Origin of the sequence: Microcoleus sp. CZ3-B2 (assembly GCF_036705055.1) — a bacterium.
Classification (GTDB): Bacteria; Cyanobacteriota; Cyanobacteriia; order Cyanobacteriales; family Microcoleaceae; genus Microcoleus.
Genome location: NZ_JAUBTN010000015.1, coordinates 24,589 through 37,197, shown reverse-complemented (window position 1 = coordinate 37,197; position 12,609 = coordinate 24,589). Strand labels below are relative to the sequence as shown.

The 12,609-nt window shown below is 45.5% G+C and carries 8 protein-coding genes; 2 read left to right on the top strand and 6 right to left on the bottom strand.

Translation table 11 applies throughout. From position 1 onward, the window contains the following. Positions 1-724 precede the first annotated feature (724 nt). On the top strand, positions 725-1,684 hold the full coding sequence (locus QUA97_RS09320; protein ID WP_333194455.1) for a GNAT family N-acetyltransferase: 960 nt from the start codon (positions 725-727) through the stop codon (positions 1,682-1,684). Positions 1,685-1,922: 238 nt separating this feature from the next. Here the strand turns inward: QUA97_RS09320 and QUA97_RS09315 are convergent, their stop codons facing one another. The 6 genes from QUA97_RS09315 to QUA97_RS09290 form a co-directional block, all read right to left on the bottom strand. Next, the gene (locus QUA97_RS09315) at positions 1,923-2,822 is read right to left on the bottom strand and encodes an ABC transporter ATP-binding protein (RefSeq protein ID WP_194065752.1); all 900 of its coding nucleotides are present in this window, start codon (positions 2,820-2,822) and stop codon (positions 1,923-1,925) included. A gap of 125 nt (positions 2,823-2,947) precedes the next feature. Next, complete coding sequence (locus tag QUA97_RS09310; RefSeq protein ID WP_194065753.1) at positions 2,948-3,721, bottom strand: ABC transporter permease; 774 nt, start codon at positions 3,719-3,721, stop codon at positions 2,948-2,950. Positions 3,722-4,126: 405 nt separating this feature from the next. Next, positions 4,127-5,170: a hypothetical protein gene (locus QUA97_RS09305; RefSeq protein WP_194065754.1), complete on the bottom strand. Its 1,044-nt coding sequence runs from the start codon at positions 5,168-5,170 to the stop codon at positions 4,127-4,129. Between the two features lie 107 nt (positions 5,171-5,277). Further along, a complete protein-coding gene (locus QUA97_RS09300) occupies positions 5,278-6,072 on the bottom strand; it encodes a hypothetical protein (RefSeq protein ID WP_333194454.1) in 795 nt (264 codons plus the stop codon). Between the two features lie 390 nt (positions 6,073-6,462). Then, a complete protein-coding gene (locus tag QUA97_RS09295) occupies positions 6,463-7,488 on the bottom strand; it encodes an ABC transporter permease (protein WP_194065756.1) in 1,026 nt (341 codons plus the stop codon). A 411-nt stretch (positions 7,489-7,899) separates the two neighbouring features. Further along, a complete protein-coding gene (locus tag QUA97_RS09290) occupies positions 7,900-8,244 on the bottom strand; it encodes a hypothetical protein (RefSeq protein WP_194010863.1) in 345 nt (114 codons plus the stop codon). Between the two features lie 651 nt (positions 8,245-8,895). Here QUA97_RS09290 and QUA97_RS09285 point away from each other — a divergent pair. Beyond that, positions 8,896-12,282 carry a PAS domain S-box protein gene (locus tag QUA97_RS09285; RefSeq protein WP_370588906.1) on the top strand — a complete coding sequence of 1,129 codons (3,387 nt, stop codon included), beginning with the start codon at positions 8,896-8,898 and terminating at the stop codon, positions 12,280-12,282. Positions 12,283-12,609: the final 327 nt, after the last annotated feature.

The following is a 12,609-nucleotide window of genomic DNA, read 5'->3' as shown; positions in this document are numbered from 1 at the left end:
CTGGCAAAAAGTTATCAAAACTATACTTACGAACGCTTCAAAGCGCGCTGCTTCTGCCGTCTCAACCAGGATCGGGCTAATACTAACAAAACTCCCCTCAGATCGAAGTTGCCAAAAAAAACCTGAGCGGTTATAGTTGACTTAGGGAACTTTTTAAGAACTTCAACTGTTCCCCTCCCCCGATCGGGTGAGTTAAAAGAAGCAGCAACAAATTCTTGAAAGAGGATTTGTTGTAAGATAGAGCAAAAGTAAAAATCAACTACCCGGTGGGGGTGAAAACTTCTTTACTTAGCTGCATTAAATTTATTTAAACAACAGTTACTTAAGCACCAGCTTTGATAACTTCGAGGACGCTGCTTGCAAAGGTTGGGCGTTCCTCTAACCACAGACTTCAATAAAAAAAACTGCCCAAATGGGCTAACCAATTTTTATGATTGCGCTATGAGATAAAACCTGAAAGCCTGGGTGATATAAACAGGTTTATGAGTTTTATCAACATCATTCTCTAATAATAAAATCAGTTGAGGTGCGGACTGCTGCAGCCCCAAAAAAACATTGATTTATTGTGTAACAGGCTTTCTGGCCTCTTACATCCTAAATAGATTTTTTGTGGAACAGCCATCTTGACTGTTACTGACATTTGTGCAAAATGTCAGAATTACTCTACTCATTTGCCAATACCGATTAACAGGAACATTCCGAAATTACGGATTGTAAGTTTTTTATGAATATCTTGACAACACGCTCCTATAAGGGCGAAAGTGACTGGCGCGCGATCGCAAATTTAATAGATGATTGCGAAACAGTCGATCGACTAGGCGAAGAAGTTTCAGCAACTGAACTAAAGCTGATCCTTGACGCCCCCCAACTCGACAAAGCCCGCGATGTCCAATTGTGGGAAGACGGTAACTGCAAACTCATCGGTTTGGCACTGTTAGATATGCCAGATTCCACCGATGAAATAGAAGCTTGTCTCTGGTTTTACGTGCATCCAAATGTACGGGGTGAAGGCTTAGAAAAAGACATAATTAAATGGGGAGAAACACGCCTGGGCGAAGTAGGAAAAAAATGCAATTTGCCCGCAAAATTGCACACCTACAGCCGTGAGGATAAAACCGATCTGATGCTACTGTTAGAGAAACAGGGCTTTGAAGTCGATCGCTATTTTCTCACAATGGCGCGATCGCTCGCCGAACCCATTCCCACACCCGAATTTCCCGCAGACTTTGCGCTGACACACGTATCGGGAGAACAAGACATCCAACCCTGGGTAGAAATGTTCAACCAGTCATTTATCGATCACTGGAACCACCACGATTTAACTGCCGAAATCGTGCGCTACTGGATGCAAGACGAAAATTATCAGCCGGAATTAGATTTAATTGCTGTTTCGGGCGATCGTAAATTTGCAGCTTTCTGCGACTGTCAAATCAAACCCCAAAAAAACCCCCGCAGCGGCACAAAAGACGGCTGGATTGAATTATTGGGAACGCGGCGCGACTTTCGGAAAATGGGTTTAGGAAAAGCAATGTTGTTAGCTGGATTGCACACCTTAAAAGCAGCGGGTGCAAATACCGCTAAACTCAGCGTCGATGCTGACAGTTTGACAGGCGCGACAAAGCTTTATAAATCAGTCGGTTTCCGCCCGATGGAAACTTGGCAATCGTGGGCAAAAGCCGTCTAAACTGATACTTATATCAATTCCGGTTGCATCGGAATAATAAAATCGAGTCAACAGTCAACAGTCAACAGTCAGTAGGGGCGGTGGATGGTGCGGGCCCGCCCTCTTAACAGTCAACAGTCAACAGTCAACAGTCAACAGTTACCAGGAAGAGCCTGGTAATGCAGATGCTTTGGCTATCTCGGCGCGAACAATTTTGTAGGGTTCGTGGATAGTGCGGGCCAATCCTCCCTTGTCTGTGTCATTGTTCGCTTTGTTTCGTCACCTCGACATAAATATGTTCTAAACGCACCGGATACCGAGCGATCGAATAAATAGAAATCCCATCAAAAAGCAAAATAATCTCTTTTAATTCCAAACGTTCCGGCAGCCAAAAAGCCAAATCGCTACCGTAGCGGCGGGGAATGAAACCGTATTTTGCAGCGCGGGCGATCGCCTTTTCTTCCTCCGCAGTTTTAACAACAATAATTTCCTGAGCCGGAATCAGTTTTTGCAACTCCTCCAAACTGCCCTCAGCCACAATACTACCATTCTTTAAAATTCCAATTCTTTGACACAAACGCTCAGCCTCATCCAACAAATGAGTAGTCAGCAAAATTGTAATACCTTCCGATTGCAAGCGCTGAATCAACTCCCAGATTTCATAACGAGCCTCAATATCTAAACCCGTTGTCGGTTCATCTAAAATTACTAATTTAGGCTGGTGTACCAAAGCCACCGCAATATTCAAACGGCGCTGCATCCCTCCGCTCAAAGTTTCCACCGGACTTTGAGCTCTATCAGTCAAATTTACAGCCTTTAAACATTGTTCAACTTGATAGCGGCGCTGCTTCCGGTCTAAAGCGTAAATTTGAGCAAAAAAATTGAGATTTTCTTCGCAGCTAAGGCTTTTGTAAAGCAAATTTTCCTGTGGCGCTACACCTATTAACAATTTAGTAGACTCCGAAACAGGTTCGCCATTGATAGAAACTTTGCCGCTGTCAGCATTTAGCAAACTGCATAAAATATTGATAGTTGTAGTTTTTCCCGCCCCGTTTGGCCCGAGCAAACCGTAAATTTCTCCAGTTTGAATGTGCAGTGTTAAATCTTTAAGTACTGAACGCCGGCCGTAGGATTTATTGAGCTTTTCTATTTGCAGCAAAATTTTACATCTCCTTAAGTTTAATAGTACGATCGCACAGAGTTAGCTAGAAACCGGGTTTTTTACGACAAATACAGCGCTTTCGCCCACAAATTCAGTAAAAAACCCGGTTTCTTCGGTCTTACTTAAAGTCTTCTTTCCACTCTCAACATCCGCCGATAAGACATCCATCCGCCTCCGAGCATTAAAATAGCAAAAATAAACAAAAACCAGAAGTGCGATTCAATATCAGCAAAATCTTTGCCGCCAGCCCATACACCCATCAGCGCTTCGTTCATGTGATAAATTGGATTGTACTGGGCGATATCCAGCAGAGTTTGGGGAAAAAGCGAAGCAGGCAAAAATGCCCCTCCTAAAATTAACAAAGGAACGCCGAAAGCCGCTACTAGCGAGTTGACATCTTCAGTGCGCCTCGCAAACTGCGTGCCGAGAATAAAGCCGACTCCTACGTAAGATATAATACTCAGTAAAATAATCGCGCATCCTAATAGAATAGAGCCTTGAAATTGTGCTCCGAAAAAAGAGGCGATCGCATATACTAAGATTACCTGACCGATGCCGATACAACTGTGAGCCAGAAAAATTCCTAAAAAGTAAGAAGTGCCGCTCAAGGGGGAAATAAACAAGCGTTTGAGAGTGTGCTGTTCTCGCTCTGAAACCACCGTTGCTACGCTGCCGCCGAGACAGCTAAAAAATAAAGCCGCTCCTACTAAACTTGCAGGTGCGGCACTTTCAAAGGCTTTGTCTGTAGTGAGATTAGCCCGTTCTTTTAAAATTAAAGCGTTAATTAGCAAGATAGAAATTGGGAAAATACTCCACAATACTAAGCTGCGCCGCCGTCTTCCCAATTCAATTAAAATTCGCTGCGCTACTGCGAGGGTTTCGTACCAGTATTTCATAGAGTTTTTATTAGCATTGTTAGAACTAGAAATTGATAGTGAGCCAGAAAAAAAACTTACAATCAAAAGGGTTCGTAGTGAGGACTTTAGTCCGCATCAAGAAGGACTAAAGTCCTCACTACAAACCTTATTGATGGTGTTAAATTTACCTGACATTATATGACAATTGATAACGACACCACGGCATATTATATCGCGTCCGGTATATTAAAAACGATAAAACTGCTTCGTAGTGCAGACTTTAGTCCGCACTACTAACCAATCATTTTTGTTACGGCAATCAACCGGACACGATATTTTACCATATAAAGATCAATAATTTTAAATATTAATAAAAAACCCGCCCGCGCGGGTTTTTTGATTCAATCGGACTCGGTTTTAACTCTTCACTTTCTGTCGCTGCGCTCATTTAATACTAAAGTTCGTACCTCGATAGCATCCTTGAAAAGAAGTTAAACTTGTGCGGTTTATCTGTTCCAATTTGGTGACTAGAGAGTCATTTTCGCTACTTTCAGGAGTAGCATTCCACTTGTAGATAAAGTTGCCGATATGCTCTCCGGTTTCTTCGTAACTGTGCTCTTCTATGGGAATTCCAGAAACTCCAGAAACAGTTTGGTTGTGGTATCCGTTAACAATGATTTTCTCGATAACTGCTCCGGGTTCTACATTCAGGTTCCAGTTAATCGGTTCGTAGGCAGAAAGTGCAAGAATTATTGGCTTGTTTCGGCGTTCTACTTTGACTTCAATAGTGCTTTTCGCTCTTTTTCCGTTCCCGTGAGCGGCATTTGCTTCGTAAACCCCGATTAAGTGAAGCTCTTTATTTCCCTTTGACGAACCGACATAAGATGAAAAATCGTCGGAACCGCCAATCCCGCAGTTGGCGCTAGAACTAATTGGGGAAATAAAAGTTGTTTTTTCGGCTAGTTTCTGTTGCACCGCCGGGACAACCCAGAGTCCGGTTCCGACTCCTAAAGCACCTATCAAAGCGGCTGCGATGCCGAAAGGAATGGCGTTTGTCAGGTTGCGAAAGGCTTTTTTGGCGGTTAGTTTAGATAGCGTTTGCTGCCACGTTTCAGGGTTTGGTAGCGAACTCTGGCCGCCATCGAGACAAGCTAACAAAGCTAAACTTTCCGGCTGTTCGAGCAGATTCTGCACTGCTTTCTCTTCGCCGGCGTAGAGAATTCTAGTTTCTCTGTCTAAAAGCAGCCAGTAGCGATCGCCCTCACCGAAGTTGTATTCTCGTACAGCAGGCTGAACTAAATCGTGCTGCAAAAACACCAGCCAAGCCATATTATTGCCGGTGCCGACTGTTTTGCCGTCGCTGGAAATAATTTGGTCGATGTCTGGTTCCCAACCCCAGGCTACCCAGCGGCTATCTCCTCGATAACCAAGGGATTTTTCCAGTTGCGGGTGAGCAGTTATTTCTAAGCGTTGAACTAAGTTTGACACAATAGGTATCCTCAAGCGCGTGAAGCGAAGCTATCCTGTTCGCGAAGCGTTCCCGAAGGGTAGGGAATCGGCACTTCAATGTCTTAGCTTAACTCATCCCAGGCAGTTCAAAAAGTGCCCGTGCCATTGCCATTTCCACCGTTTGGAGACAAATTGTTGCTCCGGGGAGTGATATTCGGCGAAGTTCCCGGATTGAGATTACTGGGAGTGGTATTCGGCGAAGTTCCAGGATTGAGATTACTGGGAGTGATATTCGGCGAAGTTCCCGGATTGAGATTATTGGGAGTGGTATTCGGCGAAGTTCCCGGATTGAGATTGTTGGGATTGGCGGGATTGGGCGAAGTTCCCGGATTGAGATTGTTGGGATTGGCGGGATTGGGCGAAGTTCCCGGATTGAGATTGTTGGGATTGTTGGGATTGGGCGAAGTTCCCGGATTGAGATTGTTGGGATTGGCGGGATTGGGCGAAGTTCCCGGATTGAGATTGTTGGGATTGGCGGGATTGGCGGGATTGGCGGGATTGGCGGGATTGGCGGGATTGGCGGGATTGGCGGGATTGGCACTCCCAGGAGTAGTTATGGGAGTGCCCACAGCATCTCTCGTGACGCTGTTGGGGTTCGGGGCTGCAGCCGGATTACTTACGTTGCGGTTGTTTGCAGGAGCATTGGCGGGGTTGCCGGCGGCGGGAGCCGTTTTTTGGGGCTCGGCGTTGGTGCCGCACAATCTGACTAAATCAAAAGTTGTACCGCTTGGGGTTTCGATGAAGCAAACCGGCACGTCTACTCGGGGGTTTGAGGCTCTGGGAAAGTTGCCTGCGTCCACCATCGGGCGGCTAAAGGCAGCTTCAGCCATTAGTGGGGTTAAAGCAGCCGATAGAGCGACTGTTATTTGTAATAATTTCATCAGCTTTTCCTCAAATTTTGCTTTTTATTGCTCTAGTATTGCCGATAAACTGCAAAGTGTCCTGAGTCTAAAAGCCGATATTTTCGATCGCTCTTTCTTAGGCGGCTCATTTTGGCTGCAACATTTGGCGCACGCAGAAAAATGATTCGGCGGTTCAAACCGCCAGAAAGTCAAACAAAGATGATCCGGCGGTTGAAACGCGGAAGAGTCAAACAAAGTCGGCGCAGGCCGACTGGTTGATCAACATGATCCGGCGGTTGAAACCGCGTCTACAGAAACAAAGTCGGCCTGCGCCGACTGGTTCATAAAGGGTATCCAAAACCCGGATTTGGTATGACAACTAACAACTAACAACTAACCACTGACCACTGACAACTAACAACTGACTATTTAGTACCGAATGCGCGGATCGATGTAAGCATTCAAAACATCAATTACAATGCTAGCAATTACCACAATCCCAGCAAAAAATACCACAATACCTTGAACAGTTGGATAATCCCGCAAACTAATCGCTTCGTAAAGGCGATTTGCCAGCCCCGGCCACGAAAAAGTAACCTCGGTTAAAATAGCGCCGCCCAACAGTGCAGCAAAAGTCAATCCTAAGACAGTAATCACCGGAATTAGCGCATTTTTCAGAGCGTGAGCCCATAAAATCTGAAATTCAGGAATGCCGCGAGCTCTAGCTGCTTCCACATAATCTGCTTGCAAAGTTTGCTTGAGATTCACCCTGACAATTCGCTCAAAAATGCCGCTCAAAAGAATGCCCAGCGTCAAACTCGGAAGTGCCAAATAATGCAAACTGGTGAGAAACTGACCCGGGTTAGCGCTCAGGAGACTGTCTACAGTGTAAAGTCCCGTGTAGCTTTGGGGGGCTCTTAATGTGACGGGAAAGCGGGTTCCCAAGGGAAACCAGCCCAACTGCACCGCGAAAATCAACTGCAAAACCATGCCAGCCCAAAAAGCCGGCAGCGAGTAAGTGATAATGCCAAACAAACGGCCTGCTGCATCGAAAATAGTGTTGGGGCGGGATGCTGCGAGGGAACCGATACTGATACCGACAATTAAAGCTATGGCCATGCTACACACTGCTAATTCCACTGTAGCGGGGAAATAATCTCCGATAATTTGCCAGACGGTTTGTCCGCGAGTGGTGATGGAGGTTCCCAAGTCGAAGCCCAACAAGTCTTTCATGTATTTAAGATATTGTTCCCACAGGGGTGCATCGAGGCCTAGTTGGGTTCGCATTGCTGCTTTGGCGGCGGCGGGAGCTCGCGAACCGAGAATTGCATCGATGGGGTCGCCCGGAGTGGCCCGCAGCAGCAAAAATACTGCTGTGGTGATTGTCCACAACATTAGCGGTGCTAGGAGTAGGCGGACAAAAATATAAGATTGCAGGGCTTTTGAACGAGACATAATATTTGGTTAGTTGTTATTGGTTATTGGTTAGTTGTTAGTTGTTAGTTGTTATTGGTCATTGGTTAGTTGTTGGTTATTGATTGTCGTTGTTGGTGGGTTATTAGTTATTGGTTGTCGTTGTTGCTTGTGGGTTATTAGCTACTGGTTGTTAATTGTTAGTTGTCAGTCGTTAGTTGTTATTAGAAGTTGGTAATTTAGCATGGTTCCTTTCTTTCCTCTGATGACGTTAGACGTTCGATAGGGAATCACTAATAACTAGCAACCAATAACAGCCAACCAATAACCAATAACCAATAACTAACTAATAACAACTAACCAACAACCAATAACAACTAACCAATAATTAATTACCAATAACAGCCAACCAACAACTAATGACTAATGACTAATGACTAATGACCAATTTTCCTATTCGCCCAGCAGCGATTCAAATGCGGCTTGTAAAGACTTGATGTCGCCTACTCTGGCGACTAACAAGTTTTCGCTGCCGGCATCCTGCAACCTGTCCTTCCAATACTGGATGCTCTCGGAGTTGTGAAACCAGAAACTAATTACGGTGTCTACGACTCGATCGACATCCCAGCCGCGATAGGGAGAAACTATCTCTACGGATGCCACAAAGGAGTCGAGAGTGCACTTCCGGTTTCCCAAGTATTCTACACCGGACGGTTGCTGTTGTTGCAGCAATTCCTGCTGCTGGTTAAAAAATGATAAAGTTGGAGATACGCCCAGGATTTCAAATGTATAGTTCATGTCATCCTCCAGAAGTATTGTTTTGCTAAAAGGTCGTAGCGGAGCGGGGCGCAAGCGATCGTCCGTTTGTCAACTGTCAACAGTCTACTGTCTACTGTTCAACCTCTTTTGGCGCGATCGGGATTTGGCCCCCTTATTTTATTAATAGCAAATTTTTTAACAGGGGATTGTCAAATAACTTACATTTGTGATGGCTTGGTAGAAAAATTTAGAATCAATTTTTTATTCAGCAGGGACAAGGCTGGCGTTCGGCACCCGGAGAAAATGAGAGAATTGTAGATTTTAGACAATTTGAGGTTTGAGGTTAAATAATAATTGGGACCGATCGATCAATTAAGGGATCAAAGCTTGCCTGCAGTTGTATTATGTTTGATCGGGTGTGAGTTTTGGGCACCGTGTCCCCGATCGCGATCGGCGCATTCACACAAGTAGTGGCACAATTAATATTATAATTTTTTACAGTAGCTGTTGAAACCTCAACCAAGTTTTGAGCGGCAGGCCACGGCACTTCACTATTGGTGTGCAACTTGATAATTTATAATATCTAGGGCATCTTTTAATCGATAAACGATACGCAAACCTGGTAAGTGCAAGAATATTGATGTTATTGAAAAGTCTGAGCAGTGTTGTCTGATGAAAAGCTCGCCCAAGATGTCACTGAGCCTAGTTTTGTTGATACCCCTGGTGGTACAAATCTCCGTAGCAGTCGGCGTAACGGGATGGCTGTCGTTTCGCAACAGCCAGAAAACCGTCAATAACCTTGCTACTAGGTTGAGCTTGGAAGTCGCAGCCCGGACGAAAGAAAATTTCCGCAGTTTTGGGGATGTGTCTCACCTGTTTCTGCAAATGAATACTGCTGCGATCGCTTCGGGAAACTTAAACCCGGAAGATTTCCCCAATTTAGAGCGCTATTTGTGGAACCAGACCAAGCTGAGCGATCGAACTACAACCATTTACTACGGCGACGAACAGGGCAAATTCCTCTTGCTCAAACGCGAAGCCGAAGACTTAGTATACATCAGAGACGAATCAACCGCTCCCAACCGCCAAATTTATCGCCTCGACAGCCAGGGAAATCGCACAGAGCTAATTAAAACCGCCCCCTACGACCCCCGTACAAGACCGTGGTATCAAGCTGCCAAACAGTCAGGAAAAGCCAGTTGGTCTCCGATCTACGTCTTCACTGCAGCGCCAGTTCTGGGGATTACGCCGGTGATGCCCATCTACAACCAAACGGGCAGCCTGCAAGGGGTTCTGGCAATTGACTTGACTCTTTCTCAAATCAGCGATTTTCTCAAAAGAATCAAAATTAGCCCGTCGGGACAAGTTTTTGCGATCGAACGCAGCGGGGAAATAGTCGCCAGTTCCACGGACGAACTGCCCTTTGTCACAACCAAAGACGGACAAAAACGGCTGTTGGCGACACAAAGCAAAAATTTGCTCATTCGATCGGCATCCACATACTTGCAAAAACAATTTGGCAGTTTTACACAAATTAGCAGCCAAGGACAGTTTACCTTCGATTTAGACGGCAAACGTCAATTCATTACGGTCGCTCCCCTGCAAGACGGCCGCGGCCTCGATTGGCTGATCGTAGTGGTCATCCCGGAAGCAGACTTTATGGAGCAAATTAACGCCAACACTCGCACAACTATCTTATTGTGCTTTTTTGCCTTCATATTGGCGATCGCCCTGGGAATCTTCACCTCTCGCTGGGTTGTCCAACCGATTACCCGATTGCTAGAAGCTTCCAAAGCATTAACAAAAATGTCCGAATCCTCCGACTTCACATCCTCGGAATTAGACGGCGAAGTCGAAGTCAAAGGCATCAACGAACTCGGTCTTTTAGCTCAGTCTTTCAACCAGATGGCCAGACAATTGCGATCGTCTTTTGTCGCCCTAGAACAAACCAACTCCAATTTAGAACAGCGAGTAGCAGAGCGGACTGCCGAGCTCGAAGCCACCGAAGCAGAATTGCGGGCTTTGTTTGCAGCCATGAACGAATTAATTATAGTTTTGGACTCCACCGGCCGCTACTTGAAAATCGCGCCCACAAATATGTCTCTGCTATACAAACCAGCCGAAGAATTAGTGGGCAAAACTATCGGAGAAATGTTTCCGCAAGCTACAGCCGACAATTTTACCAGCCATATCCGAGCAGCTTTAGAGACTCAGCAAACTATCAGTATCGAGTACGATTTAACCATTGATGAACGCGAAGTTTGTTTTGCCGCCAGCATTTCGCCGCTGTCAGAAACATCCGTAATTTTGGTAGCCCGCGACATTACCGAAAAGAAGCGAGCCGAATCGCTGCGGCGGATGAGACAAAAACAATTGCTCACACAAAATACAGTTTTGGTAGAATTAGCCAGAAATAAAGTGCTATATCGAGGCAATTTGCAAGTAGCTTTGAGGCAAATCACTGAAGCTGCGGCTCGTACCTTAAATGCAGAAGGAGCAGGAGCTTGGTTGTACGATGAGGGCCGCTCGAAACTGCAATGTCTCGACCAATTTTGGTGCAGCAACCAGCAGCACTCCCAGGGTGTGGAAATCGCTGCAGCAGACTATCCAGCTTATTTTAAAGCTTTGGAAGAAGACCGGACGATCGCAGCCGACAACGCTCTCTCAGATATCAGAACTAGAGAATTAGCGACATCTTACTTTGCCGAAAACGGCATCACATCCACCTTAGATGCGCCAGTGCGACTGGGAGGCCAAACAGTCGGAGTTATCTGTATCGAACAGGTGGGAAGTGTTCGCCACTGGACAGTAGAAGAGCAAAATTTTGCTGCTTCCCTGGCAGATTTGGTATCATTGGCGATCGAAGCTAGCGATCGCGATCGAACACAAAACGCACTGCGTCAAGCAGAACAAAAATACCGCAGCATCTTTGAAAACGCAGTCGAAGGCATTTTTCAAACAACCCCAGAAGGCCGATTCTTGAGCGTCAACCCAGCTTTAGCCCGCATCTACGGCTACGCAACTCCCGAAGAATTGACATCAAATCTCACAAACATCAGACAGCAAGCTTACGTCAATCCTAAGCAGCGCCAGAAGTTTATGCAAGTGATGCAAGAATGCGGACAAATATCAGGATTTGAGTCAGAAGTTTACCGCGTTGACGGCAGCATAATTTGGATTTCTGAAAGCGCCCGCGCAGTGTGCAGCGCCGACGGTGAGGTACTCTACTACGAAGGCAGCGTCGAGGATATTAGCGATCGCAAAGTCTTTGAAAACGCCTTGCAAGTCGCCCTAGAAGCAGCCGAAGCCGCCTCCACCGCAAAAAGCGCATTTTTAGCAAACATGAGCCACGAACTGCGAACACCCCTCAATGCCATCATCGGATATAGCGAAATGCTGCAAGAAGAAACCGAAGAATTGGGCTATGACGAAATAACCCCAGATTTAGACAAAATCCGCACATCCGGCCGACACTTGCTGTCACTAATTAACGACATTCTCGATATTTCTAAAATCGAAGCCGGCCGCATGGATCTTTACTTAGAAACCTTCGACATCGCCGCCTTGATCGAAGAAGTAGCCGACACCGCCACCCCACTAATCGAAAAAAATAATAACACTTTAAACTTACAAGAAATTACCAATCTTGGCAGTATGTACGGTGACATTACCAAAGTGCGGCAGATTTTATTAAATTTGCTAAGCAATGCTGCCAAATTCACTCAAAACGGTACAATTACCCTCACCGCCAGCCGAGAAAACGCCCGCAACAACAGCGAAGCGATAGCAGAAAACCGTTCTGAAACGGCAGAAAATTCTGCCCAATCAAACTCCTCTAAAGAATTTTTAGTTTTTAATTGTACAGATACAGGAATTGGAATGAATCAAGACCAATTGCAGCACATTTTCCAACCCTTTACCCAAGCAGACGCTTCTACCACACGCAAGTACGGCGGTACAGGTTTGGGACTAGCAATCAGCCAGCGTTTTTGCTTAATGATGGGCGGCAATATTTCAGTAAACAGTCAAGTCGGCGTTGGTTCTACTTTTACCATCCGCTTACCTCTCAATACTTAAATAATTGGTTATTGGTTATTGGTTATTGGTTATTGGTTATTGGTTATTGGTTATTGGTTATTGGTTATTGGTTATTGGTTAGTGGTTAGTGGTTATTGGTTAGTGGTTAGTGGTTAGTGGTCATTAATATAATTCCGTAGGGCGCGTTCACCAACAATCTTTCCTTCACATCCCAAATATTAATAAACCCGCCCCCACACCGCGAATTATCTACATCAACCTTGAGAATTGAGATTATTTCGATTCATTCTTGGGGCGGAGGTGGGTTTTTCAGTTCTGGGATTTGATGATATAAATTTTGGTGAGCTCGCCCTACAAATAGGTTAA

Bases quoted from the DNA above. Each gene is read 5' to 3' on its own strand.
- QUA97_RS09285 (WP_370588906.1), top strand. From the start codon at position 8,896: ATGTCACTGAGCCTAGTTTTGTTGATACCCCTGGTGGTACAAATCTCC.
- QUA97_RS09290 (WP_194010863.1), bottom strand. From the start codon at position 8,244: ATGAACTATACATTTGAAATCCTGGGCGTATCTCCAACTTTATCATTT.
- QUA97_RS09295 (WP_194065756.1), bottom strand. From the start codon at position 7,488: ATGTCTCGTTCAAAAGCCCTGCAATCTTATATTTTTGTCCGCCTACTC.
- QUA97_RS09300 (WP_333194454.1), bottom strand. From the start codon at position 6,072: ATGAAATTATTACAAATAACAGTCGCTCTATCGGCTGCTTTAACCCCA.
- QUA97_RS09310 (WP_194065753.1), bottom strand. From the start codon at position 3,721: ATGAAATACTGGTACGAAACCCTCGCAGTAGCGCAGCGAATTTTAATT.
- QUA97_RS09320 (WP_333194455.1), top strand. From the start codon at position 725: ATGAATATCTTGACAACACGCTCCTATAAGGGCGAAAGTGACTGGCGC.